Origin of the sequence: Streptomyces sp. NPDC088810 (assembly GCF_044750305.1) — a bacterium.
In the GTDB taxonomy this organism is placed as follows: Bacteria; Actinomycetota; Actinomycetes; order Streptomycetales; family Streptomycetaceae; genus Streptomyces.
In genome coordinates, this window is the sequence record NZ_JBIVJQ010000001.1 from 463,993 (window position 1) to 489,477 (window position 25,485).

Genomic DNA, 25,485 nt, shown 5'->3' on the forward strand with positions numbered 1-25,485 from the left:
TGTCCCGGCCCTCACGGCCCGAACTCCTCCGGGCGGCGAAATCCGCCGGGCCCGTCAGGCTCCGGCAGAACCCGAGAAGTCAGCCACAAGGAGACCGAACCGTGAAGAGCGCCGTGGAGACCCTGAACCCGACCCGGGTTCGGCTCACTGTCGAGGTGCCCTTCGAGGAGCTCAAGGACAGCCTCGACGCGGCGTACAAGAAGATCAACCAGCAGGTCACGGTGAAGGGCTTCCGCAAGGGCAAGATCCCGGCCCGCGTCATCGACCAGCGGTTCGGTCGTGGCGCCGTGCTGGAGGAGGCCGTCAACGACGCGCTCCCGAAGTTCTACACCGAGGCGGTCAACGAGGCCGAGCTGAGCCCGCTGGGCCAGCCCGACGTCGACATCACCGAGCTGAAGGACGGCGAGACGCTGAACTTCACCGCCGAGGTCGACGTCCGCCCGGCCCTCGAGATCCCGGACTACTCCGGGATCGAGGTCGAGGTCGACGCCGTCGAGGTCACCGACGAGGACGTGGAGAAGTCGGTCGAGCAGCTGCGCGAGCGCTTCGCCTCCACCTCCCCGGTCGAGCGTGCCGCCGAGGACGGCGACGTCGTCACCATCGACCTGCAGGCCAAGGTCGACGGCGAGGTGCTGGAGGACGGCATCGCCAACGGTGTCTCGTACACCATCGGCTCCGGTGAGCTGCTGGACGGCATCGACGACGCCGTGAAGGGCCTGTCCGCGGGTGAGGAGGCCACCTTCACCTCCGAGCTGAAGGGCGGCTCCGCCGCGGGCAAGGAGGCCGAGGTCACCGTCAAGGTCACCCAGGTCGCCGCCCGCGAACTGCCCGAGCTGGACGACGAGTTCGCGCAGCTCGCCTCCGAGTTCGACACCCTCGAGGAGCTCAAGGCGGACAGCCGCAAGCGCCTCGCGAACATGAAGCAGTTCGACCAGGCCACCCAGGCCCAGGAGCGCGTCCTGGAGAAGCTGCTCGAGCTGGTCGAGGTCCCGGTCCCCGAGAAGCTGCTCGAGGACGAGATCAACACCCGCAAGCACAACCTGGAGCACCACCAGCTCGGCCAGATGGGCCTCACCCTCGACAAGTACCTGGAGATCCAGGGCAAGACCGCCGAGGAGTTCGAGACCGAGACCCGCGAGGCCGCGGTCAAGGGCATCAAGACCCAGTTCGTCCTCGACGAGCTGGTCAAGAAGGAGAACCTCAACGTCAACCAGGAGGAGCTCACCGAGCACCTCATGCGGCGTGCGGCCTCCTCCGGCATGTCCCCCGACCAGTTCGCCCAGGCCGTCGTCGAGGGCGGCCAGGTGCCGCTCCTGGTCGGCGAGGTCGCCCGCGGCAAGGCCCTGGCCGTCGTGGTCGAGGCCGCCACGGTGAAGGACACCAACGGCGAGATCGTCAACCTGGACGACGAGGAGGAGGAGACCGAGGCCGCCGAGGCGTCGGAGACCTCCGAGACCTCCGAGGAGAACGCCGAGGGCTGAGCAGCCCCACGGCGCCGGTAAGGCACGTACGACGGGCCCTGGGGACCATCCCCGGGGCCCGTTCGTGGTTCCGGGACTCGAAACCCCGCCCGGCCCCCCTGCGGAGCGCTACGCCCCCGGCGAACACCCCCATTCCCGGGATTCCCGGAAGGGGCCCTCGCGTTAGGGTCCATGAAAGGCAGAACAAGCAGAACTGAGACGGCCCGGCGCCGTCGTAAGACGAGCAGGTGGATACGTGACGAATCTGATGCCCTCAGCCGCCGGCGAGCCTTCCATCGGTGGTGGCCTCGGCGACCAGGTCTACAACCGGCTGCTCAACGAGCGGATCATCTTCCTCGGCCAGCAGGTTGACGACGACATCGCGAACAAGATCACCGCGCAGCTGCTGCTCCTTGCCGCGGACCCGGACAAGGACATCTACCTCTACATCAACAGCCCGGGCGGCTCGGTCACGGCCGGCATGGCGATCTACGACACCATGCAGTACATCCCGAACGACGTGGTGACGATCGGCATGGGCATGGCGGCCTCGATGGGCCAGTTCCTGCTCACCGGCGGCACCGCCGGCAAGCGCTTCGCCCTGCCGCACACCGACATCATGATGCACCAGGGCTCTGCGGGCCTCGGCGGTACGGTCTCGGACATCAAGATCCAGGCCCAGTACCTGCTGCGCACCAAGAAGACCATGTCCGAGCTGACCGCCCTGCACTCCGGCCAGTCCGTCGAGACGATCATCCGCGACGGCGACCGCGACCGCTGGTTCACCCCGGAAGAGGCCAAGGAGTACGGTCTCATTGACGAGATCATCACGCACGCCTCGGGTGTTCCGGGAGGCGGCGGGACCGGTGCCTGACCGGCCCGGCCACGCCACGCACCGCCGAGACACCAGCCCCCCGAACGCCACCAGGACGGTGAACCCCATGAGCAACTTCCCCGGCGCCGCCAGCGGCATGTACGAAGGGCCCCGCCCCGACAGCCGCTACGTCATCCCGCGCTTCGTCGAGCGCACCTCCCAGGGCATCCGCGAGTACGACCCGTACGCGAAGCTCTTCGAGGAGCGCGTGATCTTCCTGGGCGTCCAGATCGACGACGCCTCCGCCAACGACGTCATGGCGCAGCTGCTGTGCCTGGAGTCGATGGACCCCGACCGGGACATCTCGATCTACATCAACAGCCCCGGTGGCGACATGACCGCCCTGACGGCGATCTACGACACGATGCAGTTCGTGAAGCCCGACATCCAGACGGTCTGCATGGGCCAGGCGGCCTCCGCCGCGGCCATCCTGCTCGCCGCCGGTACGCCCGGCAAGCGGATGGCGCTGCCGAACTCCCGCGTGCTGATCCACCAGCCGGCGGGCTCCACCGGCCGCGGCCAGCTCTCCGACCTGGAGATCATCGCCAACGAGTTCACCCGGATGCGTGAGCAGCTGGAGAACATGCTGGCCAAGCACTCGAACCGGCCGATCGAGCAGGTCCGCGAGGACATCGAGCGCGACAAGATCCTCACGGCCGAGGAGGCGCTGGAGTACGGCCTCGTCGACCAGATCATCTCCACCCGCAAGCTGAACAACAGCGCGGTCCGCTGACAGCGGAACCATGCACGTCCGGCCCCCCTTGGCACGGTCCACGTCAAAGTGAACCCTGCCAAGGGGGGCCCGAACACCGGGCCCGGCAAGGTACCGTCGGACATAAGGCAGCACCAGGAGCCGCTGGACTCATAGCGTCCAGGCGTCTCCCAGGCGAAGGGGAAGCACACCGTGGCACGCATCGGTGACGGCGGCGATCTGCTCAAGTGCTCGTTCTGCGGCAAGAGCCAGAAGCAGGTCAAGAAGCTCATCGCAGGGCCCGGTGTGTACATCTGCGACGAGTGCATCGATCTCTGCAACGAGATCATCGAGGAAGAGCTCGCGGAGACCAGCGAGGTGCGCTGGGAGGAGTTGCCCAAGCCCCGCGAGATCTACGAGTTCCTCGAGGGCTACGTGGTCGGCCAGGAGGCCGCCAAGAAGGCGCTCTCCGTCGCGGTGTACAACCACTACAAGCGGGTCCAGGCGGGCGAGAACGGCGGCGCGAGCGGCCGTGACGACGCCATCGAGCTGGCGAAGTCCAACATCCTGCTGCTCGGCCCCACGGGTTCCGGCAAGACGCTGCTCGCGCAGACGCTGGCGCGGATGCTGAACGTCCCGTTCGCGATCGCCGACGCGACGGCGCTGACCGAGGCGGGGTACGTCGGCGAGGACGTCGAGAACATCCTGCTGAAGCTGATCCAGGCGGCGGACTACGACGTCAAGAAGGCCGAGACCGGGATCATCTACATCGACGAGATCGACAAGGTCGCCCGCAAGAGCGAGAACCCGTCGATCACCCGTGACGTCTCGGGCGAGGGTGTCCAGCAGGCCCTGCTGAAGATCCTCGAGGGGACCACGGCCTCGGTCCCGCCCCAGGGCGGCCGCAAACACCCCCACCAGGAGTTCATCCAGATCGACACGACGAACGTCCTGTTCATCGTGGGCGGTGCCTTCGCGGGCCTGGAAAAGATCATCGAGGCCCGGGCCGGCGCCAAGGGCATCGGCTTCGGCGCGACGATCCTGTCCAAGCGCGAGCTGGAGGCCAAGGACGTCTTCGAGGACGTCATGCCGGAGGACCTGGTCAAGTTCGGCATGATCCCCGAGTTCATCGGCCGTCTGCCCGTGATCACGAGCGTCCACAACCTGGACCGCGAGGCCCTGCTCAAGATCCTGGTCGAGCCCCGCAACGCCCTGGTCAAGCAGTACCAGCGCCTCTTCGAACTCGACGGCGTGGAGCTGGACTTCGAGCGCGAGGCCCTGGAGGCCATCGCCGACCAGGCCATCCTCCGCCAGACCGGCGCCCGCGGCCTGCGCGCCATCATGGAGGAGGTCCTCCAGGGCGTGATGTACGAGGTCCCGTCCCGCAAGGACGTCGCCCGAGTCGTCATCACCGCCGACGTGGTCCTCTCCAACGTCAACCCGACCCTGATCCCCCGGGACGCCCGCGGCCGGGGCTCGGGGGAGCAGAAGACGGCGTAGGCGCAAGCGACGTACGAAGGGGCCCCGGTCGACCGACCGGGGCCCCTTCGCCGCTGAGAGCGCCGAGTGAACGCGTCAGGCCTTGACGCGGACCTGGCTGCGGAACTTGGCGGCCAGCTCGGCGTCGGCGGCCGGGTCGCTGCTGCGGCCCGCCACGAGGTTGGCGAAGTCCATCGGCATGACGAACCCGACGGTGCTGTGGTCACCCCAGACGCAGATCGAGAGCGTCACGTCCTTCGGGCCGCCGCTGCTCGCGCCGGTGGGGGCGGTGGCCTGCTGACACTTGAGGACCGCGCCGTCGAGGCCGGCCGGCTTGTACTCCTTCGGCTCGCCCTTCAGGGCGACCTCCGCGCTGTCACCGTTCTTCTGCGACTCGGACTTGAAGTACGCGAACATCGCGTCGACGGTCTTCTCGGGGTCGTCGATGGTGCCGTAGACACCGGCGAAGTTGATCCCCTTCTTGCTCAGCGGATTGTCCGGGTCCCCGGACTCATACGCGGCGCTGACGTCCTTGGGGTTGAGTACACCCCACTTCTCGGCGTCCTTCAGGTCGCTCTTCGTCATGGTGCCGCTGTCGCCCTTGGACTTCTTGTACTCGGACAGCACCGTCGCCGGAGTCGTCAGCTTGTGCGGCCCGTCGTCCGCGACACCGCTGCTGCCGCTGCCGCCGCTGAGGGCGAAGTACGCGGCCACCGCCACGGCGACCACCACGGCCACCGCGCCGATGATCAGGCCCGTCTTCTTCTTCCCCCCGGCCGGCTGCGGAGCCTGCGGCATGCCGTACGGCTGCTGCTGGCCGTAGGGGGTGGGCTGCTGGCCGTACGGGCCGGGCTGCTGGGGCGCGCCCTGCTGCGGGTAGCCGTACCCCGGCTGCGCCGGCGGCGGGGCCTGCTGGGGGTAGCCGTAGCCGGGCTGCGGAGCCTGCGGCTGCTGGCCGTGGGGGCCCGGCTGCCCCGGCTGCCCCGGCTGGCCGTACGGCCCCGGCTGCCCCGGCTGCTGGGGCTGCTGGCCGTACGGGCCCGGCTGGTTGTTGCTCATTCCTGGGTTCCCCTCCAGATGCCTTATGTGTTCCTGACATCCTGGCCCAGGCACAGGAAACGCACGGCACCGGGGGTCGCACCGTTACAGAACAAACGCGTTTCGGGACCACCCCGTGACACCTCTAAACTGACCCCCGTGACCGAGAACGCTCAGCAGCAGCCACCCGCGCCCGACACCGAACTGCCGACCCAGTACGCGCCGGCCGATGTAGAGGGGCCGCTGTACGAGCGCTGGGTAGAGCGCGGTTACTTCGAGGCGGACGCGAAGAGCGACAAGCCGCCGTACACGATCGTCATCCCGCCGCCGAACGTCACCGGCTCGCTCCACCTGGGCCACGCCTTCCAGCACACGCTGATGGACGCCCTCACCCGCCGCAAGCGCATGCAGGGCTACGAGTCACTGTGGCTGCCCGGCATGGACCACGCCGGCATCGCCACCCAGAACAAGGTCGAGCAGCAGCTCGCCGAGGAGGGCAAGTCCCGCCACGACCTGGGCCGCGAGGAGTTCGTCGAACGCGTCTGGCAGTGGAAAGAGGAGTACGGCGGCAAGATCCTCGGCCAGATGCGCCGCCTCGGTGACGGCGTCGACTGGTCGCGTGAGCGCTTCACCATGGACGAAGGCCTGTCCAAGGCCGTCCAGACCATCTTCAAGAAGCTCTACGACGACGAGCTGATCTACCGCGCCGAGCGCATCATCAACTGGTGCCCGCGCTGTCTGACAGCCATCTCGGACATCGAGGTGGAGTACCAGGAGGACGACGGCGAGCTCGTCTCCATCAAGTACGGCGAGGGTGACGAGACCCTCGTCGTCGCCACCACCCGCGCCGAGACCATGCTCGGTGACACGGCCGTCGCCGTTCACCCCGACGATGAGCGCTACCGGCACCTGGTCGGCAAGCGCATCAAGCTGCCGCTGACCGACCGCTCCATCCCCGTCGTCGCGGACACGCACGTCGACCCCGAGTTCGGCACCGGCGCCGTCAAGGTCACCCCGGCCCACGACCCCAACGACTTCGCGATCGGCCAGCGCCACGGCCTGGAGTCCATCACGGTCATGGACGAGCGCGCCGTCATCACCACGCACGGCCCCTTCCAGGGCCTCGACCGCTTCGAGGCGCGCAGCGCCATCGTCGCTGCCCTGCGCTCGCAGGGCCGCATCGTCGCGGAGAAGCGGCCGTACGTCCACTCCGTGGGCCACTGCTCGCGCTGCAAGACCACCATCGAGCCGCGGCTGTCGATGCAGTGGTGGGTCAAGGTCGGCCCGCTGGCCAAGGCGGCGGGCGACGCCGTCCGCGACGGTCGGGTGAAGATCCACCCCGAGGACATGTCGAAGCGGTACTTCGACTGGGTCGACAACATGCACGACTGGTGCATCTCGCGCCAGCTCTGGTGGGGCCACCGCATCCCGGTCTGGTACGGCCCGGAGGGTGAAGTCGTCTGCGTGGGTCCCGACGAGGAGCCGCCGACCGGCGAGGGCTGGCGCCAGGACACCGACGTCCTCGACACCTGGTTCTCCTCCGGCCTGTGGCCGTTCTCCACCCTCGGCTGGCCCGAGCAGACCGAGTCGCTCGCGAAGTTCTACCCGACCGACGTCCTGCTCACAGGCCACGACATCATCTTCTTCTGGGTCGCCCGGATGATGATGTTCGGCCTGTATGCCATGGACGGCGAGGTCCCCTTCCGCACCATCGCGCTGACCGGTCTGGTCCGCGACGAGCGCGGCAAGAAGATGTCGAAGTCGTTCGGGAACGTCGTCGACCCGCTGGACTGGATGGACAAGTACGGCTCCGACGCCGTCCGCTTCACGCTGGCCCGCGGCGCCAACCCCGGCACCGACGTGCCGATCGGCGAGGACTGGGTCCAGGCGTCCCGTAACTTCGCCAACAAGATCTGGAACGCGACCCGTTTCGCGCTGATGAACGGCGCGACGGTCGAGGGCCCGCTGCCCGCCCCGGAGCAGCTGTCCGCCACCGACCGCTGGATCCTGAGCCGCCTGAACAAGACCGTCGCCGAAGTCGACGCGTACTACGAGGACTTCCAGTTCGCGAAGCTCAGCGACGCCCTGTACCACTTCGCGTGGGACGAGGTCTTCGACTGGTACGTCGAGCTGTCCAAGACGACGTTCCAGGCGGGCGGTGCCGCCGCCGAGGCGAGCAAGCGCGTCCTGGGCGAGGTCCTGGACGTCACGCTGAAGCTGCTGCACCCGGTGGTCCCGTTCGTGACCGACACCCTGTGGACCACCCTCACGGGCGGTGAGTCGGTCGTCGTCGCCGAGTGGCCCGAGGACAGTGGCTTCCGGGACGAGGCCGCCGAGCAGGAGATCTCCACCCTCCAGTCGGTCATCACCGAGGTCCGCCGCTTCCGCGCCGACCAGGGCCTCCAGCCGGGCCAGCGGGTTCCGGCCCGCCTGACGCTCGACGGCACGGCCCTCGCCCCGCACGAGGCGGCCATCCGTCAGCTGCTCCGGCTCCAGCCCGAGGGTGACTCCTTCACGGCCACGGCGACCCTGCCGGTGGCGGGCGCCGAGGTGGCCCTCGACCTCTCCGGCACGATCGACGTCGCCGCGGAGCGCAAGCGCCTGGCGAAGGACCTCGCCGCCGCGGAGAAGGAGAAGGCCCAGGCCACGGCCAAGCTCGGCAACGAGGCCTTCCTGGCGAAGGCCCCGGAGAACGTGGTGGACAAGATCCGCACGCGCCTGGCCAAGGCACAGGAGGACATCACCCGCATCACCGCCCAGCTGGAGAAGCTGCCGCAGGCGTGACCGTCAGCGCCCAGGCCCCCGGAGCCGAGAGGCTCCGGGGGCCTTTGCGTGCCCGGGGGCGGGGTCCCTTGCCCGCGCCGGCGGCGGAACCGCGCAGCCGACGGCACTGCAGCTCCCCAGGGGCGCGGGGAAACTGCGCGACCAGCCCACGGCGGCCCGGAGCCGGACGACATGACCAGCCACTCCGAACCGGCGCCGCACGCCGGCGCGCCGCTCCGTAGACTGGGCCTCGTGAGCGAAGCGCCCGGCACCAGCGACACCCCCGACCCCCTCGACTCCTTCGACGAGATCGTCGAAGCCGAGACCACCCGTGACCCCGACCTCGCGGTGATCGAGGCCGGCAGCCGTACCCTGCGCACCCAGGGCGGCCCGCCGCAGGCCGACGTACCCACGCGCCCCGAGGACCCCGAGGTCGACAAGGCGCTGCGCGAGGTCGAGGCCGAGCTGGCCACCCGCTGGGGCGAGACCAAGCTGGAGCCCTCGGTCGCCCGTATCGCCGCGCTGATGGACGTCCTCGGCGAGCCCCAGCGCTCGTACCCCTCGATCCACATCACGGGCACGAACGGCAAGACCTCCACCGCCCGCATGATCGAGGCCCTGCTCGGCGCCTTCGAGCTGCGCACCGGCCGCTACACCAGCCCGCACGTGCAGTCGATCACCGAGCGGATCAGCCTGGACGGCGCCCCGATCTCCGCCGAGCGGTTCATCGAGACGTACCAGGACATCAAGCCGTACGTCGAGATGGTCGACGGACAGCAGGAGTACCGGCTGTCCTTCTTCGAGGTGCTCACCGGCATGGCGTACGCGGCCTTCGCGGACGCCCCCGTGGACGTCGCCGTCGTCGAGGTCGGCATGGGCGGCTCCTGGGACGCCACGAACGTGATCGACGGCGATGTCGCCGTCGTGACCCCCATCGACCTCGACCACACCGACCGGCTCGGCGAGACGCCCGCGGAGATCGCCACCGAGAAGAGCGGCATCATCAAGCAGGACGCGACCGTCATCCTGGCCCAGCAGCCGGTGGACGCGGCGCAGGTGCTGCTGAAGAAGGCCGTCGAGGTGGACGCGACCGTGGCCCGCGAGGGCCTGGAGTTCGGTGTCGTCGCCCGGCAGGTCGCCGTCGGCGGGCAGCTGCTCACGCTGCGCGGCCTCGGCGGCGAGTACCCCGAGGTGTACCTGCCGCTGCACGGCGCCCACCAGGCGCACAACGCGGCCGTCGCACTCGCCGCCGTGGAGGCGTTCTTCGGCGTGGGCGCGCAGCGCGCGGAGCCGCTGGACATCGACACCGTGCGCAAGGCGTTCGCGGCCGTGTCGTCCCCGGGGCGGCTGGAGGTCGTACGGCGCTCTCCCACCGTCGTCCTGGACGCCGCGCACAACCCGGCCGGTGCGGAGGCCGCCGCCGAGGCCGTGCGGGAGGCGTTCGACTTCACCCGGCTGATCGGGGTCGTCGGCGCGAGCGGCGACAAGAACGTGCGCGGGGTGCTGGAGGCCTTCGAGCCGATCTTCGCCGAGGTCGTCGTCACGCAGAACTCAAGCCATCGCGCCATGGACGCCGACGAGCTGGCCGCGATCGCCGTCGAGGTGTTCGGCGACGAGCGGGTGCAGGTCGAGCCGCGGCTGCCGGACGCCCTGGAGGCCGCGATCACGCTGGCCGAGGAGGAGGGCGAGTTCGCCGGCGGCGGTGTGCTGGTCACCGGTTCGGTCATCACGGTCGGCGAGGCCCGGCTGCTGCTGGGGAAGGGCTGAGAGTCGAGGATGCGTACGCTCTGTGCATCGACCCTGATCGGCGAGTTCTTCGTCATCGGCTTCGCCGGGCTCGTCGCGATGAAGGACCCGGACCTGTCCACCTCCACGGTGTGGCTGGTCAGCGGTATCGCCATGCTGCTGTGCGTGCTGCTGTGCGGCATGGTGACCCGGCCCGGCGGGGTGGCCCTCGGCTGGGCCCTGCAGATCGCCCTGATCGCCTCCGGGGTGTTCGTCCCGACCATGTACTTCATGGGTGCGGTGTTCGCGGCGCTGTGGTGGGCGTCGGTGCACTTCGGGCGAAAGGTGGACGAGGCGAAGGCGAGATTCGCCGCCCAGGCCGAGTCCCCTTCCTCCACGGCTGACGCTGCGTAACAAGGGCCCCGACACGCCCTGTAACCTCGTCCCACCGCACCCGTAAGTCGTGTAAGGAGCCCCTCGTGAGCCAGCGCACCCTCGTCCTCCTCAAGCCCGACGCCGTCCGTCGAGGCCTGACCGGCGAGATCATCAGCCGTATCGAGCGCAAGGCCGGCTGGCAGATCACCGCGCTGGAGCTGCGCACCCTGGACCAGGACACGCTGGAGCAGCACTACGGCGAGCACAAGGGCAAGCCGTTCTACGAGCCGCTGGTGGAGTTCATGTCCTCCGGCCCCGTCGTCGCGATGATCGTCGAGGGCGAGCGGGTCATCGAGGGCGTGCGCGCGCTGGCCGGCCCCACCGACCCGATCGCCGCCGCGCCCGGTTCGATCCGCGGTGACTACGGCGTGATCGTGCGCGAGAACCTGATCCACGCCTCCGACTCCGAGGAGTCCGCCGAGCGCGAGGTGAAGATCTTCTTCCCGGGGCGCGCGTAACGTCCACGGCCGCGGCGGAGCGTTCGGGGGCGTGCCCCCGGACCTCGGTTTTCCTGGCATGAGTACCGGCGATCGAGGGAACGAGCGTCCCCGAACGCCCGTCTCCACAAGCGAGGCGGCACGCCATCTGGTGACAATGGCGGAGACCCTCGCGCAGTGTTCGTGCAGGCGCGTTTACGATGGAAGCCTTCACGTCACAGCACCCGCCTCGCCGACCTGACATGCCCTCAAAAGCTCAGGAAGGCCAGATGAATCCGGATGGGGAACTCAATGTCGTTCATCGGCCGTGACATGGCTGTCGACCTCGGGACCGCCAACACGCTGGTGTACGTCAGGGGTCGCGGGATCGTACTGAACGAGCCGTCCGTCGTGGCGATCAACACCAACACGGGTGGGATCCTCGCGGTCGGTGCCGAAGCGAAGAAGATGATCGGCCGGACGCCGGGCAACATCGTGGCCGTCCGCCCGCTGAAGGACGGCGTGATCGCCGACTTCGAGATCACCGAGCGGATGCTCCGCTACTTCATCCTGAAGATCCACAAGCGGCGGTATCTGGCCCGGCCGCGGGTCGTCGTCTGTGTGCCCTCCGGTATCACGGGCGTCGAGCGCCGCGCGGTCATCGAGGCGTCCTCCCAGGCAGGCGCCCGCCAGGTGCACATCATCGAGGAGCCCATGGCCGCCGCCATCGGCTCCGGTCTGCCGGTCCACGAGGCCACGGGCAACATGGTGGTGGACATCGGCGGCGGCACCACGGAGGTGGCGGTCATCTCGCTCGGCGGCATCGTCACCGCCCAGTCCATCCGCGTCGCCGGCGACGAACTGGACAACGCGATCATCCAGTACATCAAGAAGGAGTACAGCCTCCTGCTGGGTGAGCGCACGGCCGAGCAGATCAAGATCACGATCGGTTCGGCGTACGAGCTCGACACCGACGAGCACACCGAAGTGCGGGGCCGGGACCTGGTGTCCGGGCTGCCGAAGACCGTCGTCATCTCGGCGGCCGAGGTGCGCAAGGCGATCGAGGAGCCGGTCAACGCGATCGTGGACGCGGTGAAGACCACCCTCGACAAGTGCCCGCCGGAGCTGTCCGGCGACATCATGGACCGAGGAATCGTTCTGACCGGCGGCGGAGCCCTGCTGCGCGGGCTCGACGAGCGGCTGCGGCGGGAGACCGGCATGCCGATCCACATCGCCGAGGACCCGCTGGACAGCGTCGCGCTCGGCTCCGGCAAGTGTGTCGAGGAGTTCGAGGCGCTGCAGCAGGTCCTGGACGCCCAGCCGCGCAGATGACGTAACTCTTCGATTCCGCCGTACGAGACGTTCTCCTCTCGTGCGGCGGATCGTTGATATAGAGGCATAAGCTCCCACAAATGGGCCTCTTGGGTTGCGCCGTAGAATGCGCGTTTTCCAGGAGTCCGACGCATTCCTACTTGAGGAAGGGCACGGCCGCCGCACGTGAGGGACACGAAAGAGAGCCGGCTGCTCCTGGTCCTGCTGGTCGCCATCGCGTTCGCGCTGATCACGGTGGACATCCGGGGAGGCCGGAACTCCCCGGTCGACGGTGCCCGGCACGCCGCCGCGGCGGTGTTCGGCCCGGTGGAGAACGGGCTGTCCTCCGCGGTCGACCCGGTCGGCGACGCCGTCTCCGCGGTCCGTGACTCGGGCAGCCGGCACGACCGGCTCGCCGCGCTGGAGAAGGAGAACGCGGCCCTCAAGGCCAAGCTCGGCAGCGACGACCGCAACCGCAGCCGCCTCAAGCAGCTGGACAAGCTGCTGAAGATCGCCGGCGAGGGGCAGTACGGCATCAAGGGCGCCCAGGTCATCGCCATCGGCTCGGCCCAGGGCTTCTCCTGGACCATCACCATCGACGCCGGCGCCAACGACGGCATCCAGCGGGACATGACCGTCCTCAACGGCGACGGCCTGGTCGGCCGGGTCACCACCGTCGGCCCCAGCACCTCCACCGTGCTGCTCGCCAACGACCCCGACTTCACCGTCGGCACCCGCATGGAGGGCAGCGACGAACTGGGTTTCGCCTCCGGCCAGGGCGACCGCCCGCTGCGCGTGGAACTGCTCAACGGCAAGGCGGAGGTGAAGAAGGGCGACCGGCTCGTCACGTTCGGCTCGCAGGCCGACAAGCCGTTCGTGCCCGGCGTCCCGGTCGGCGTGGTCTCCCGCGTGGACCCCTCCGGCGGCGGCCTGACCCGCACCCTCTACGTCACCCCGTACGTCGGTTTCACCAAGCTCGACATCGTCGGCGTGGTCGTACAGGCGCCGAAGAAGGACCCGCGGGACACCGTGCTCCCGGCCCGGCCGAAACCGGTCCCGACGCCGACGGTGACCGTGACGGTCACCCCGTCGGCCGACGCCCCCGCCACCGAAGAGCAGCAGTAGGAGCTGAATCCCCATGCGTGTCAACCGGATCCTGCTCTCCACCGCGCTGGTCGTCGTGGCCCTGGTCATCCAGGTGAGCGTCCTCGCCCGGCTGCACCTGCCCGGTGCCGTCCCCGACCTGCTGCTGCTCACCGTCCTCGGCCTGGCGATGGTGTACGGCCATGTCGGCGGCGCCCTCGTCGGCTTCGGCGCCGGCCTGCTCGCCGACCTGGCCCCGCCCGCCGACCACGCGGCCGGCCGGTACGCGCTCGTGCTGTGCGTCATCGGCTACCTCGCCGGGCTCGTCCGGCCGGAGAACGGCCGGCTGAAGTCGGCGACCGGCCCCATGGCCGTCGTGGTCGCCGCCGCCATCGGGTCCACCCTGCTCTACGCCGGGGTGGGCGCCCTGGTCGGCGACACCGCCGCCCGCCATGTCGGCCTGCCCGGGCTGCTGTTCTCGGCCGCCCTGTACGACCTGCTGCTCGCCCCGTTCGTGGTGCCCGGCGTGATGTGGCTGGCCCGCCGCTCCGACAACGACCCGCTCACCGAGAGCGGGCCCGCCGCCAAGGCCGGGGACATCTCCTCCGGCTGGCTCTCCTCCGGCACCGGACTGCGCATCGGCAGCCAGCGCGGCGGACTCGGCGCGCTGAAGGCCAAGGCGCGCACCCGCTCCGCCAAGGTCGGCCGCATCAAGGGGGTCAAGCGGCTGTGAACGGCGGCGAGTTCCACCCCGGCGAGTTCACCCGAACGGGTCAGCTTTCGCGGAACGCGAGTTCACAGGCCGGTCGTTCATCATTCGTACGCGCACAGGCGGTTCGCACGGACGCCCGCCGCGCCCAGACGTTCGCACACTGAGAGGGGGAGACAGCCGCAGTGACCAACATCCCCGAGACCGGTCGGACGCCACGCGTCCAGACCCGGCTCGTCGTGATCCAGATCCTCGTCCTCTCCCTCCTCGGCACACTCGGCGGCCGACTGTGGTACCTGCAGATCCGCGAGGGCGCCGAGTACCAGAAGGAGGCCTCCGGCAACCACGTCCAGCAGGTCGTCGACCCCGCCGTGCGCGGCGACATCCTGGACGCCCGCGGTGTGCCCCTCGCGGACAACGAGACCCGCCTGGTCGTCTCCGCCTCCCGCACCGACCTGCTGAAGCAGAAGGACGACGGCAAGGCCGTCCTCACCAAGCTGGCCGGCGTCCTCGGCATGAGCCCCGCGGACGTCATGCAGAAGGTCCGGCTGTGCGACGCCAAGACCCCCCAGCCCTGCTGGAACGGCTCGCCGTACCAGCCGATCCCCATCACCGACGAGGCCACGGCCAAGCAGGCCCTGCAGATCCGCGAGCGCTCCGAGGACTTCCCCGGCATCACCGCCGAACCCGAGGCCGTCCGCCGCTACCCGGGCCCCGGCAAGTCCAACACCGCGCAGGTGCTCGGCTACCTCTCGCCCGTCACCGACGCCGAGATCCAGAAGGCCAAGGACACCGACTCGCCCTACCTGCGCTCCGACATGGTCGGCCGCTCCGGCCTGGAGCGGACCTACGACAAGGTGCTGCGCGGCAAGGCCGGCGTCACCCGCTACGAGGTCGACAACCTCGGCCGGGTCATCGGCAAGGCCAAGTCGGACGCGGCCGAGCCGGGTTCGAACCTCGTCACCAGCATCGACTCCCGCGTCCAGCGGGTCGCCGAGTACGAACTGGACAAGGCGATGAAGGTCGCCCGCCAGCAGTTCGACAAGATCACCGGCACCAACTACAAGGCCGACTCCGGCGCCGTCGTGGTGATGGAGGCCAAGACCGGCCGGATCGTCGCCATGGCCTCGGCGCCGAAGTACGACCCGAACGTCTGGGTCGGCGGCATCTCCGCCAAGGACTACAAGGCCCTCACCGGCAAGGACTCGGACTACCCCCTGCTCAACCGGGCCATACAGGGCCAGGCCGCACCCGGCTCGACGTTCAAGGTGGTCTCCACGGCCGCCGCGGTCGAGGCCGGATACCCCTTCGACGGCCGCTACCCGTGCACCAGCTCGTACTCGGTGGGCGGCCAGGTCTTCAAGAACTTCGAGGGCGAGAACTTCGGCCCCATCTCCCTCGGCCGCGCCCTGGAGGTCTCCTGCGACACCGTCTTCTACGGCCTCGCCGACCGGGAGTGGAAGAAGGACGGCGGCATCAACCCCAAGAAGGGCCAGCCGAAGGACTACTTCTACAAGGCCGCCCACCAGTTCGGCCTCGGCAAGGAGACCGGCATCGACCTGCCCAACGAGGTCACCGGCCGCGTCCCCGACCGCCAGTGGAAGGAGGCGTACTGGAAGGCCAACAAGGACGCCTGGTGCAAGACCGGCAAGAAGGACGGCTCCTACGTCGAGAAGATCGCCTACGAGAACTGCCTCGAAGGCAACAAGATGCGCGAAGGCGACTCGATCAACTACTCCATCGGCCAGGGCGACACGCTCGTCACGCCGATCCAGGAGGCCGTGATCTACGGCGCCGTCGCCAACGGCGGCACGATGTACCAGCCGACCATCGGCAAGGCGATCGTCAGCGCCGACGGCAAGAGCGTGCAGGAGATCAAGCCGACGAAGCGCGGAAAGCTCCCGGTCAGCCAGGCCACCCTGCGCGGTATGAACGACGCCTTCGCCGGCGTCATCACCCGCGGTACGGCGGCCTGGAAGTTCGGCGGCTGGCCGCAGGACAAGATCCCGCTGCACGCCAAGACCGGTACCGCGGAGGTCTACGGCAAGCAGACCACCTCCTGGCTGGCCACCTACTCCGAGGACTACACGGTGATCATGACGATCGCCCAGGCCGGTACGGGTTCCGGAGCCTCCGGTGAGGCCGTGCGCAACATCTACAGCGCGCTCTACGGCGTCCAGGGCGACGGCTCCATCGACACCAAGAAGGCGCTGCTGCCCGAGCCGCAGAAGGGTCTGCCGAAGGTCCGCACGGACGGCACCATCGCCGCTCCCAAGATCACCGGCGACCCGGCGAAGGAAGCCGAGGCCGCCCAGAAGAACAACCCCACCAACGGCGACGACCAGCAGCCCGCGGGGACCACGCCCTCGCCCACCACGGGCAACCGCGACACCCGCAGGCGGCCGCGCAGGCGGGGGAGCCGGAGGATGCCCTCATGACCGGCACGAACAGCTTCTCCGTCTCCGGATACGGCCCCGAGCGGGCCGGCTGGACCAGGATCTTCGCCCGCGACGCGCTCACCCGCAGGCTGGACTGGCCGATCCTATTCGCGGCCACCGCCCTGTCCCTGCTGGGCTCGCTGCTGGTGTACTCGGCGACCCGCAACCGCACCGAGCTGAACCAGGGCGACCCGTACTTCTTCCTGGTCCGGCACCTGATGAACCTCGGCATCGGGATCGCCCTGATGATCGGCACGGTCTGGCTCGGCCACCGCGCCCTGCGCAACGCCGTGCCGATCCTCTACGGCCTGTCGGTGCTCCTCGCCCTGGTGGTGCTCACCCCGCTCGGCGCGACGATCAACGGCCAGCGCAACTGGCTGGTCATCGGCGGCTTCTCGCTCCAGCCCGCCGAATTCCTGAAGGTCACGATCATCCTGGGCATGGCCATGATGCTGGCCGCCCGGGTGGACGCGGGCGACAAGCCGTACCCCGACCACCGGACCGTGTTCCAGTCCCTGTGCCTGGCCGCCGTACCGATCCTGATCCTGCTGCTCATGCCCGACCTCGGCTCGGTGCTGGCCATGGTCGCGATCATCCTCGGCGTGCTGCTCGCCTCCGGCGCCTCCAACCGCTGGGTCTTCGGCCTGCTCACCGCCGGTGTGATCGGCTGCATCGCGATCTGGCAGCTGCACATCCTGGACGAGTACCAGATCAACCGGTTCGCCGCCTTCGCCAACCCGGACCTGGACCCGGCCGGCGTCGGCTACAACACCAACCAGGCCCGCATCGCCATCGGCTCCGGCGGGCTCACCGGAGCCGGACTCTTCCACGGCTCGCAGACCACCGGTCAGTTCGTGCCCGAGCAGCAGACGGACTTCGTGTACACGGTCGCGGGGGAGGAGCTGGGCTTCGTCGGCGCGGGCTTCATCATCTTCCTGCTCGGCGTCGTCCTGTGGCGCGCCTGCCGGATAGCGCGTGACTCCACCGAGCTGTACGGGACGACCGTCGCCGCCGGGATCGTCGCCTGGTTCGCCTTCCAGTCCTTCGAGAACATCGGCATGACCCTCGGCATCATGCCGGTCACGGGCCTGCCCCTGCCGTTCGTGTCGTACGGCGGCTCGTCGATGTTCGCGGTATGGGTCGCGGTGGGCCTGCTGCAGTCGATCAAGGTGCAGCGCCCGATGTCGGCGTAGGCCCCGGGACGCCCTCTGCCGCATCGGCGCCCCGGACACTAGATTCGGTGCATGGCGGAGACGAAACGCGAGATCGAGCGCAAGTACGAATCCGACGACAGCGGGCTGCCCGACCTGACCGGCGCCGCCGGCGTGGCGGCCGTCCTCGACAAGGGCCTGGTCGAGCTGGACGCCACGTACTACGACACCGCCGACGAGCGCCTGACCGCCGCCTCGCTCACGCTGCGCCGCCGCACCGGCGGCTCGGACGCCGGCTGGCACCTGAAGTTCCCGGTCGCCCCCGGAGTCCGCGACGAGACCCGGGCCCCGCTCTCCGACACCGTCCCCGAGGAGATCGCCGCCCTCGTCCGCTCCCGCGTCCGGGGCGCCGAGCTGATCCCCCTGGTCCGGCTGCGCTCCGCCCGCGACGTGCGGCACCTGGTCGACGCCGAGGGCACCCTGCTGGCCGAGGCGAGCCTCGACACCGTCACCGCCGAACGGCTCACCGGCAAGAGGCGGGCCGCCCAGTGGACCGAGATCGAGGTCGAACTGGCCGACGGCGGCGACCCGGCCCTCCTCGACCAACTGGAGAAACGGCTGCGCAAGGCGGGCGTACGCCCCGCCGCCTCACCGTCCAAACTGGCCCGCGCCCTGGAGCTGACGGCCGGCCGCCGCCGCGGCGGGAAGACCGGGCCCCCGCTGCCGGTGACCGCCGGCGACCACGTCCTCGCCTATCTCCGCGCCCAGCGGGACGCCCTGGTCGAGCTGGATCCCGCCGTCCGCCGCGGCCTGCCCGACGCGGTGCACCGCATGCGGGTCGCCACCCGCCGCGCCCGCAGCACCCTGCGCACCTTCGGCACCGTCCTGGACCGCACCGTCACCGACCCCGTCGGCGCCGAGCTGAAGTGGCTCGCGGGCGAGCTGGGCGTCGACCGCGACCAGGAGGTGCTGGCCGACCGCCTGAAGACCGCCCTCGACGCCCTCCCGCCCGCCCTGGTCACCGGCCCCGTCCCCGAACGGCTCACCGCCTGGGCCGGGGCCCGGCAGGGCGGCGCCCACGCCCACCTGACCGGCGTCCTGGACTCCCGCCGCTATCTGACCCTGTTGGACACCCTGGATGCCCTCCTCGCGGATCCGCCGCTGCGCAAGGCGGCCGGGAAGAAACCGGCGAAGCCGCTCGGCAAGGCCGTACGCAAGGACGAGAAGAAGCTGACGGCCGTCCTGGAGCACGCGCTGGCGCTGCCGCCGGGCCAGGACCGCGATCTCGCCCTGCACGAGGCCCGCAAGAAGGCCAAGCGCACCCGCTACGCCGCCGAAGCCGGCACCCAGGCCCTGGGCGCCCCCGCCCAGGGCCTCACCGGGGCCGTGAAGTCCCTCACCACCCTCCTCGGCGACCACCAGGACAGCGTCATGGCCCGCCGCACCCTCCTCGAACTCGCGGCGGTGGCCCACGCGGCCGGCGAGAGCACGTTCACCTACGGGGTGCTTTACGCCAGGGAGGAGGCGCGGGCGGCCGCGCTGGAGGCCGAGCTGCCCGGCCGGTGGAAGAAGATCAAGACCGGGGCGGCCGGCTGAGCGTCCGGCTGGGCGTTCGGGGGAGGCCGCCGATCGGGTTACGCTTGATGGTCACCCCCGTCAGCTCATGAAGGTTCGCGAGATGCCTGTCGAGTCGGTTTTCCCGCAGCTCGAAGCTCTGCTCCCGCACGTGCAGAAGCCGATCCAGTACGTCGGCGGAGAGCTCAACTCCACGGTCAAGCCGTGGGACGAGTGCGACGTCCGCTGGGCGCTCATGTACCCGGACGCGTACGAGGTCGGCCTGCCCAACCAGGGCGTGATGATCCTCTACGAGGTCCTCAACGAGCAGGAGGGCGTCCTCGCCGAGCGCACCTACAGCGTGTGGCCGGACCTCGAGGCGCTGATGCGTGAGCACAGCGTCCCGCAGTTCACGGTGGACAGCCACCGCCCGGTGAAGGCGTTCGACGTGTTCGGCATCAGCTTCTCCACGGAGCTGGGCTACACGAACATGCTCACCGCCCTGGACCTGGCCGGAATCCCCCTGGAGTCCAAGGACCGCACGATCGACGACCCGATCGTCCTGGCCGGCGGTCACGCTGCCTTCAACCCGGAGCCGATCGCCGACTTCATCGACGCGGCGGTCATCGGCGACGGCGAGCAGGCCGTCCTGGACATGACCCGGATCATCCGCGAGTGGAAGGCCGAGGGCCGCCCGGGAGGCCGCGAGGAGGTCCTCTTCCGCCTCGCGAAGACCGGCGGGGTCTACATCCCGGCGTTCTACGACGTCGAATACCTCCCCGACGGCCGTATCGCCCGCGTGGTCCCCAACAAGTCGGGCGTCCCGTGGCGCGTGTCCAAGCACACGGTCATGGACCTGGACGAGTGGCCGTACCCCAAGCAGCCCCTCGTGCCGCTCGCCGAGACGGTCCACGAGCGCATGTCGGTGGAGATCTTCCGCGGCTGCACCCGCGGCTGCCGCTTCTGCCAGGCCGGCATGATCACCCGCCCGGTGCGCGAGCGCTCCATCACGGGCATCGGCGAGATGGTGGACAAGGGCCTGAAGGCGACCGGCTTCGAGGAGGTCGGCCTCCTGTCCCTCTCCTCCGCGGACCACTCGGAGATCGGCGACATCGCCAAGGGCCTGGCGGACCGCTACGAGGACGACAAGATCGGCCTCTCCCTCCCGTCCACCCGCGTCGACGCCTTCAACATCGACCTGGCGAACGAGCTGACCCGCAACGGCCGCCGCTCCGGTCTGACCTTCGCGCCCGAGGGCGGCTCGGAGCGCATCCGCAAGGTCATCAACAAGATGGTCTCGGAGGACGACCTGATCCGCACGGTCGCCACGGCGTACGGCAACGGCTGGCGCCAGGTGAAGCTGTACTTCATGTGCGGCCTGCCCACGGAGACCGACGACGACGTCCTGCAGATCGCCGACATGGCGACGCGGGTGATCGCGAAGGGCCGCGAGGTCTCGGGCTCGAACGACATCCGCTGCACGGTCTCGATCGGCGGCTTCGTCCCCAAGCCCCACACCCCCTTCCAGTGGGCCCCGCAGCTCTCGGCGGAGGAGACGGACGCCCGGCTGGGGAAGCTGCGCGACAAGATCCGCGGCGACAAGAAGTACGGCCGCTCCATCGGCTTCCGCTACCACGACGGCAAGCCGGGAATCGTGGAAGGTCTCCTGTCGCGCGGCGACCGCCGCATCGGCGCCGTCATCCGCGCGGTCTACGACGACGGCGGCCGCTTCGACGGCTGGCGCGAGCACTTCTCCTACGACCGCTGGATGGCCTGCGCGGACAAGGCGCTGGCCCCCTACGGGGTGGACGTCGACTGGTACACCACCCGCGAGCGCACCTACGAAGAAGTCCTCCCCTGGGACCACCTCGACTCCGGCCTGGACAAGGACTGGCTCTGGGAGGACTGGCAGGACGCCCTCGACGAAACGGAGGTCGAGGACTGCCGCTGGACCCCGTGCTTCGACTGCGGCGTGTGCCCGCAGATGGACACGGCCATCCAAATCGGCCCGACCGGCAAGAAGTTGCTCCCGCTGACGGTCAAGAACGCGGGCCCGACGCCGGCTTCGAGCGGCCACGCGCACTGAGGTGAGCGGGGCACTGGCTCGCCTGCTCCGTCAATCCGGCCGTCGGATGTGTCGGCAGGGCGGTCGGGAAGAGGGATTCTGCCCCTTTTCCTGACCGCCCTGCGGTGGGTGGAGTTCACATGTGCGGTTGTGTGGTTCTGCGGTTGACGGGAAGGAACTGCTGCTGTCTGCCCGTCAGTTGCAGAAGTTGAGGATGGGCAGGAGGCCGTTTCCGCACTGGAATTCGTCGCCGCCACCGCCGCCGCCGTAGGCCGGGGTGGCCTTTGTGGCGACGTGCGTTGCGGGCGTCGCGGCCACGGCGGATGTGGCAGTTGCCACCCCCGCCGCACAAGCGATGCCCACGGCGACGCTCACCGCGAATACTCGCGGAATCCGGGAAACGACCTTCTTGGGGTGAGGTGTTGTGTTCATGAACTCACCATGCACACTCCCGCGACCAGTTGCTCGCCGAGCGCATCCGAGCGGGTGAGCCACCCCAGGAACGGATTCACAGCACCACGCTCAGTGAGTGATTCCAGCGTGAGGTCTCAACCGACCTGCGCAGGGGTCGGGTTGGCTTACGGAGCCGCTGACGGCCGTGGGAACTGGCTACCGTGCACAGGCAGTTGCATCTAGTGGCTCAGTGGCTCCCGGCACAGCGACGCACCCCCGGGGTCTGATCACCCTGGAGGCGTCGCTGCCGTCGTCGGCGACTTCCTGGACGGCGTCGGCCGGTTATGCCGGTTGAGGGCGGGGGGCTCCTACGGCCAGTTTGGTGCGGGCGAAGTCGCGGTTGGCGAGGACGCGTTCGCGGTGGGCGTCGGGCAGTTTGCCGCCGTCCAGGAGGCGCTCGCAGCACTCCAGCGACTCGCGGTAGGAGCCCATCCAGTACGCCGACACCGCCAGCTCGTCCAGGGCCCGCCAGTCGTACCAGGCGTGCTCGACGAACAGGATGTCGGCGGGGCGCGGGATCTCCACCGCGCGCCGGGCGTACAGGTAGGCGAGTGGCCAGCGTTCTCCCTGGACGCGGCAGAGGTGGGCGAGTTCGCCGAGCGGTTCGGCGCGGGTGGGCCGGTACGCGTGGGCGTCCAGGAAGCGGGCCATGACCTCGGGCATCCTGCGCTTGAGGGTCTGGGCGAGCCGGGCGGCGTAGAGCCGGGCGCAGAACACCTCCTCGGCGAAGCCGCCCATGGCCGCGCGGCGGTCGTAGGCGGCGAGCGCCTTCGCGGGTTCGCCGGCGTCGCGCCAGCTCTGGGCGAGATAGAAGACGTACCGGGTGTTGTCGGGTTCTCTGGCCAGTGCGTCTTTCAGGACGGCGGCGTCGCGCAGGTATTTCCTGCGCTGGTCGCCCTGCTGGCGTCCGCCGCCGCCCAGAATGACCATGCGGGCACCGGGCAGGGTCGCGCGGCTGAACTCCGCGTCGCATTCCAGGTATTCGTGCAGGACGCCGACGTACCGCCAGGGCAGACGGGTCGACACCATCGTCGGGCGCCAGTGGACGACGGGGCCGTGGCGCACCTCGACGTCGTAGCAGTCGTGGGTCGGCTCCGGCATCGTGAAGCCGGGGTCGGTCTCCATCACGTCGTCGGCGTCGATGAACAGCAGGTAGCGCGCCTGGTCCCGGGCCCGTTCGATCGCCTCCGTGCGGCTGAGGCCGAAGCCTTTCCAGGGGCTTTCGTGGAGGGTGCCGGGCAGGTCTGCGAGCGTGTCGCGGATGACGTCCCGGGTCCCGTCGGTCGAGCCCGTGTCGAGGATCACCCAGGTGTCGATGAGGGGGCGTACGGATTCGAGGCAACGGCGGATCACATGTGCCTCGTCCTTGACGATCATATTGAGGCAGACCGTTTTCATGGGCTCTTTCTCTTCCCTGGCGGAAAGGGCCGGCCGGTGAATTCCAGCGCAAGGGGTGCCCGGCAGCCGGCCATGACGTGCCGGGCACCCTCATGCGGTGTGCCGGACGGCCGGAGCTACATGACGATGGTCCCGCCGTTCACAGCGCCGGGGGCCGGCTGCCTGTTCACGAGGACCCAGGGATTGTTGTCGCAGTTCAGCGTGCGGTTGCTGGTGACGACCTGACAGGTGGTCTCGTAGATGGCACCCGTGGTGGTGACGACGTCGACCCTCAGGTCGCCTTCCGCCTGGTTGCCCTGGCTGTGCTGGGCGAGGGCGATGCCGCAGGCGTTCTGCGGGTAGTCGGGGTGCGTGCTGAGGTCGGTCCACAGGAAGGGCCCGGGAGTCGCCGTCGTGAGGTCACGAATGCCCGCGTAGGCCCTGGTGGGGTTGGAGCCGGTGAGCGCGGCCCGCAGTTCGAAGTTGTTGCTGTCCTGGCTGGCGTCGATGTCGGCGCACGGACCGGTCGCACCCGTGGCGCCGGTGGCCCCCGTGGCGCCGGTGGCCCCTGTCGCACCTGTGGCCCCCGTCGCACCTGTGGCGCCGGTTGCGCCGGTCGCGCCCCGGCATCCCTGGTGGTCTCCGCCGGTCGGACCGGTGGTCGTCTTGGGATCGTCGCAGTCGTGGCCGCCGCCCTGCGTGACGGTCGGCGTGTGGTCGGTGACGGCGCGGCCGGCCGCCACGGCCGGCGAGGCCAGACCGGCCGCCAGCACGAGCGTGAGGGAGGTAAGCATCCCGGCCTGCTTGAACCGCGCCCGGGCCACCGGCCCGAGCCGCGATGCCCTGTGATCAGGACTCATGCAGTGCTCCTTGAGTCGAAGCGGTCCGGGCGGGGACCCGGACGGCGGTCCGAGGGGTCCCGGACTCCAGTGCGAGCGTGACCTGAGCACCCGGCACGAGCCGACCCGTACGAGCCGAATGGGGCGATTTATCCTCATATCAGAGCAATCACCGCCGTCAGGTGGGGCACTCTTTACCCACCGTCACCCGTTCGCACCAACGCGCACCGGACAGCCCCTCCTGAGACGTCGTCCGCCCGCACCTCCGCTAGCCGCCGGCGCGGGCCAGGCGGCCGTCCAGCCAGTCGAAGACCCGCTGCTCGAACAGTGCGCGACCCATCGGCTCGCAGTGCAGATGCGCCCCTTCCTCCTCGGTGAAGCGCACCAGTTGCTTCGGGCCGGGCAGGAGGTCGTACAACTCCCGTGCAGCGCCCGGCCAGAAGTGCTCGCCGTCCGGGTCGGTGATCAGCAGCGGGGTGGTGATCCGGCCGGCGACGGGCGTGACGTCGTACCGGGAGACCTCCGTCAGCAGGTCGAACGGCGAGTCGATGCCGTACGGCTTGGCGCGCCAGCGCCACGTCGCGGCAAGGGCCGGATCCTGGCCGAGGCCCTCCTGGAGGAAGCCGTCGAAGGCCTCGCGGTCGCCGGACTCCCATAGCCCGCGCAGCTCGGGGCCGAGGTTGTGCCACCAGCTGTCCGCCACCCGCACCACCCCCGGGTCGGCGACCGCCGCGGCGATCCGGTGCTCGAAGGCGAGCGCCCGCGGGACCCAGTACCCGGCCTGGCTGACGCCGGCCAGGGCGAGCCGCCGGGGGTCGACGTCGGGGCGGGCGAGGAGGAAGTCGACGACCGGGGTGATGACGGCCTCCCAGTCCGGCCGGAAGGGCACGCCTCGTTCGAAGAGCATCGACTGCTGGCCCGGGCCGTCGAAGAGCAGCACACGGTAGCCGCGGGCCACCGCCGGCGCGCCGAGCAGCGTCCAGACGGAGGTGATCGGGCCGTCGCTGCCGTTGTTGGCGATCAGCGTGGGCAGGGGACCGCGGGCGCCGGGCGGGGCGACGAGAAAGCCGGGCAGGGAGGTGTCCTCGTACGGGATCGAGACCGGCTCGGCCGGAGGATCCCCGACGCGCAGGAAGCGGTCGAAGCACGCACGGTGCTCCGGGAAGACCTCGCCCAGCCGCTGCTCCGGATCCGCGACCGCGTCGACGGCCGCCAGGGCCCTGCCGTAGTACTCGGCGGCGCGCAGCCAGCCGTCCCGGGCGCTCACCGTCCGTCCCTCGGACGCACAGCGGTCGGCCCGCTCCCGGACCCTGCGGGCCAGCTCCACCCAGGCGGTGAACCAGGCCTGCCCGTCACCGTCGGCCACGGTGGCGGCCGTGGCCAGCACCTCGCCCACGTCGGCGCCCTGCCGCCAGGCGGAGCCCAGGGCGAGCCGGATCTCGTAGTCGAACTGGACGTTCTGGTGGAAGCGGTACGTCATGGCGGCTCCCGGACAGGCGACAGCGGCATCCCCCCCGCTCACCCGGACCGCACTCCCACGGTAGGAGAGCCGCGGACCGGGCGCACAGCGGGTGGCATGCGGCCCGCGGCGGACGGCAGCAGGATGGAAGAGGAGGGGGCAGCC

Annotated in this window: 20 protein-coding genes; 15 read left to right on the plus strand and 5 right to left on the minus strand. The window is 69.8% G+C overall.

The window, feature by feature from the left end; translation table 11 throughout:
• Positions 1 to 101 precede the first annotated feature (101 nt).
• From tig to clpX, 4 genes are all read left to right on the plus strand, one after another.
• On the plus strand, positions 102 to 1,481 hold the full coding sequence (gene tig, locus ACIP4Y_RS02115) for a trigger factor (protein ID WP_401386598.1): 1,380 nt from the start codon (positions 102 to 104) through the stop codon (positions 1,479 to 1,481).
• A 247-nt stretch (positions 1,482 to 1,728) separates the two neighbouring features.
• Complete coding sequence (locus tag ACIP4Y_RS02120; protein ID WP_351216612.1) at positions 1,729 to 2,334, plus strand: ATP-dependent Clp protease proteolytic subunit; 606 nt, start codon at positions 1,729 to 1,731, stop codon at positions 2,332 to 2,334.
• Positions 2,335 to 2,401: 67 nt separating this feature from the next.
• Positions 2,402 to 3,067: an ATP-dependent Clp protease proteolytic subunit gene (locus tag ACIP4Y_RS02125; protein WP_030648613.1), complete on the plus strand. Its 666-nt coding sequence runs from the start codon at positions 2,402 to 2,404 to the stop codon at positions 3,065 to 3,067.
• Between the two features lie 171 nt (positions 3,068 to 3,238).
• Positions 3,239 to 4,525, plus strand: a complete 1,287-nt coding sequence (gene clpX / locus ACIP4Y_RS02130; protein ID WP_014672712.1) for an ATP-dependent Clp protease ATP-binding subunit ClpX — start codon at positions 3,239 to 3,241, stop codon at positions 4,523 to 4,525.
• Positions 4,526 to 4,600: 75 nt separating this feature from the next.
• Here the strand turns inward: clpX and ACIP4Y_RS02135 are convergent, their stop codons facing one another.
• Entirely contained in the window at positions 4,601 to 5,563 is a 963-nt protein-coding gene (locus tag ACIP4Y_RS02135) for a DUF1720 domain-containing protein (RefSeq protein WP_401386603.1), read from the minus strand.
• Between the two features lie 138 nt (positions 5,564 to 5,701).
• Between ACIP4Y_RS02135 and ACIP4Y_RS02140 the strand changes: the two genes are divergently transcribed.
• The 11 genes from ACIP4Y_RS02140 to ACIP4Y_RS02190 all read left to right on the plus strand — a co-directional run bounded on the left by ACIP4Y_RS02140 (position 5,702) and on the right by ACIP4Y_RS02190 (position 21,213).
• Positions 5,702 to 8,326 (plus strand): valine--tRNA ligase, encoded by a 2,625-nt coding sequence (locus tag ACIP4Y_RS02140; protein ID WP_401386606.1) that lies wholly within the window; start codon positions 5,702 to 5,704, stop codon positions 8,324 to 8,326.
• 231 nt (positions 8,327 to 8,557) lie between these two features.
• The gene (locus ACIP4Y_RS02145; protein WP_401386609.1) at positions 8,558 to 10,072 is read left to right on the plus strand and encodes a bifunctional folylpolyglutamate synthase/dihydrofolate synthase; all 1,515 of its coding nucleotides are present in this window, start codon (positions 8,558 to 8,560) and stop codon (positions 10,070 to 10,072) included.
• Positions 10,073 to 10,081: 9 nt separating this feature from the next.
• On the plus strand, positions 10,082 to 10,444 hold the full coding sequence (locus tag ACIP4Y_RS02150) for a DUF4233 domain-containing protein (protein ID WP_358644570.1): 363 nt from the start codon (positions 10,082 to 10,084) through the stop codon (positions 10,442 to 10,444).
• Between the two features lie 65 nt (positions 10,445 to 10,509).
• Positions 10,510 to 10,923, plus strand: coding sequence for a nucleoside-diphosphate kinase (gene ndk, locus ACIP4Y_RS02155; protein ID WP_059249537.1), 414 nt, complete (start codon positions 10,510 to 10,512; stop codon positions 10,921 to 10,923).
• 270 nt (positions 10,924 to 11,193) lie between these two features.
• Complete coding sequence (locus ACIP4Y_RS02160; RefSeq protein ID WP_208036593.1) at positions 11,194 to 12,213, plus strand: rod shape-determining protein; 1,020 nt, start codon at positions 11,194 to 11,196, stop codon at positions 12,211 to 12,213.
• 165 nt (positions 12,214 to 12,378) lie between these two features.
• A complete protein-coding gene (mreC, locus tag ACIP4Y_RS02165; RefSeq protein ID WP_401386614.1) occupies positions 12,379 to 13,317 on the plus strand; it encodes a rod shape-determining protein MreC in 939 nt (312 codons plus the stop codon).
• Between the two features lie 13 nt (positions 13,318 to 13,330).
• Positions 13,331 to 14,008 (plus strand): rod shape-determining protein MreD, encoded by a 678-nt coding sequence (gene mreD / locus ACIP4Y_RS02170; protein ID WP_358644574.1) that lies wholly within the window; start codon positions 13,331 to 13,333, stop codon positions 14,006 to 14,008.
• Between the two features lie 161 nt (positions 14,009 to 14,169).
• On the plus strand, positions 14,170 to 16,422 hold the full coding sequence (gene mrdA, locus ACIP4Y_RS02175) for a penicillin-binding protein 2 (RefSeq protein ID WP_401386617.1): 2,253 nt from the start codon (positions 14,170 to 14,172) through the stop codon (positions 16,420 to 16,422).
• Complete coding sequence (rodA, locus tag ACIP4Y_RS02180; protein ID WP_401386620.1) at positions 16,419 to 17,615, plus strand: rod shape-determining protein RodA; 1,197 nt, start codon at positions 16,419 to 16,421, stop codon at positions 17,613 to 17,615. Before mrdA ends, rodA begins: the two co-directional genes overlap by 4 nt.
• Before the next feature lie 51 nt (positions 17,616 to 17,666).
• Entirely contained in the window at positions 17,667 to 19,169 is a 1,503-nt protein-coding gene (locus ACIP4Y_RS02185; RefSeq protein WP_401386623.1) for a CHAD domain-containing protein, read from the plus strand.
• Between the two features lie 82 nt (positions 19,170 to 19,251).
• Entirely contained in the window at positions 19,252 to 21,213 is a 1,962-nt protein-coding gene (locus tag ACIP4Y_RS02190) for a TIGR03960 family B12-binding radical SAM protein (RefSeq protein ID WP_358644582.1), read from the plus strand.
• 174 nt (positions 21,214 to 21,387) lie between these two features.
• On the opposite strand, the gene ACIP4Y_RS02195 is transcribed toward ACIP4Y_RS02190, so the two are convergent.
• From ACIP4Y_RS02195 to ACIP4Y_RS02210, 4 genes are all read right to left on the minus strand, one after another.
• Positions 21,388 to 21,624: a hypothetical protein gene (locus ACIP4Y_RS02195; protein WP_358644584.1), complete on the minus strand. Its 237-nt coding sequence runs from the start codon at positions 21,622 to 21,624 to the stop codon at positions 21,388 to 21,390.
• A 303-nt stretch (positions 21,625 to 21,927) separates the two neighbouring features.
• The gene (locus tag ACIP4Y_RS02200; protein ID WP_401386627.1) at positions 21,928 to 23,022 is read right to left on the minus strand and encodes a glycosyltransferase; all 1,095 of its coding nucleotides are present in this window, start codon (positions 23,020 to 23,022) and stop codon (positions 21,928 to 21,930) included.
• Positions 23,023 to 23,159: 137 nt separating this feature from the next.
• A complete protein-coding gene (locus ACIP4Y_RS02205) occupies positions 23,160 to 23,882 on the minus strand; it encodes a hypothetical protein (protein ID WP_401386630.1) in 723 nt (240 codons plus the stop codon).
• A gap of 247 nt (positions 23,883 to 24,129) precedes the next feature.
• Positions 24,130 to 25,341 (minus strand): alpha/beta hydrolase family protein, encoded by a 1,212-nt coding sequence (locus ACIP4Y_RS02210; protein ID WP_401386632.1) that lies wholly within the window; start codon positions 25,339 to 25,341, stop codon positions 24,130 to 24,132.
• Positions 25,342 to 25,485 lie beyond the last annotated feature (144 nt).

Bases quoted from the DNA above. Each gene is read 5' to 3' on its own strand.
- ACIP4Y_RS02210 (WP_401386632.1), bottom strand. From the start codon at position 25,341: ATGACGTACCGCTTCCACCAGAACGTCCAGTTCGACTACGAGATCCGG.
- ACIP4Y_RS02185 (WP_401386623.1), top strand. From the start codon at position 17,667: ATGGCGGAGACGAAACGCGAGATCGAGCGCAAGTACGAATCCGACGAC.
- mreD (WP_358644574.1), top strand. From the start codon at position 13,331: ATGCGTGTCAACCGGATCCTGCTCTCCACCGCGCTGGTCGTCGTGGCC.
- ACIP4Y_RS02120 (WP_351216612.1), top strand. From the start codon at position 1,729: ATGCCCTCAGCCGCCGGCGAGCCTTCCATCGGTGGTGGCCTCGGCGAC.
- ACIP4Y_RS02135 (WP_401386603.1), bottom strand. From the start codon at position 5,563: ATGAGCAACAACCAGCCGGGCCCGTACGGCCAGCAGCCCCAGCAGCCG.
- ACIP4Y_RS02190 (WP_358644582.1), top strand. From the start codon at position 19,252: ATGCCTGTCGAGTCGGTTTTCCCGCAGCTCGAAGCTCTGCTCCCGCAC.
- ACIP4Y_RS02205 (WP_401386630.1), bottom strand. From the start codon at position 23,882: ATGAGTCCTGATCACAGGGCATCGCGGCTCGGGCCGGTGGCCCGGGCG.
- rodA (WP_401386620.1), top strand. From the start codon at position 16,419: ATGACCGGCACGAACAGCTTCTCCGTCTCCGGATACGGCCCCGAGCGG.
- ACIP4Y_RS02125 (WP_030648613.1), top strand. From the start codon at position 2,402: ATGAGCAACTTCCCCGGCGCCGCCAGCGGCATGTACGAAGGGCCCCGC.
- ACIP4Y_RS02160 (WP_208036593.1), top strand. From the start codon at position 11,194: ATGTCGTTCATCGGCCGTGACATGGCTGTCGACCTCGGGACCGCCAAC.
- ACIP4Y_RS02200 (WP_401386627.1), bottom strand. From the start codon at position 23,022: ATGATCGTCAAGGACGAGGCACATGTGATCCGCCGTTGCCTCGAATCC.
- ACIP4Y_RS02195 (WP_358644584.1), bottom strand. From the start codon at position 21,624: ATGAACACAACACCTCACCCCAAGAAGGTCGTTTCCCGGATTCCGCGA.
- ACIP4Y_RS02150 (WP_358644570.1), top strand. From the start codon at position 10,082: ATGCGTACGCTCTGTGCATCGACCCTGATCGGCGAGTTCTTCGTCATC.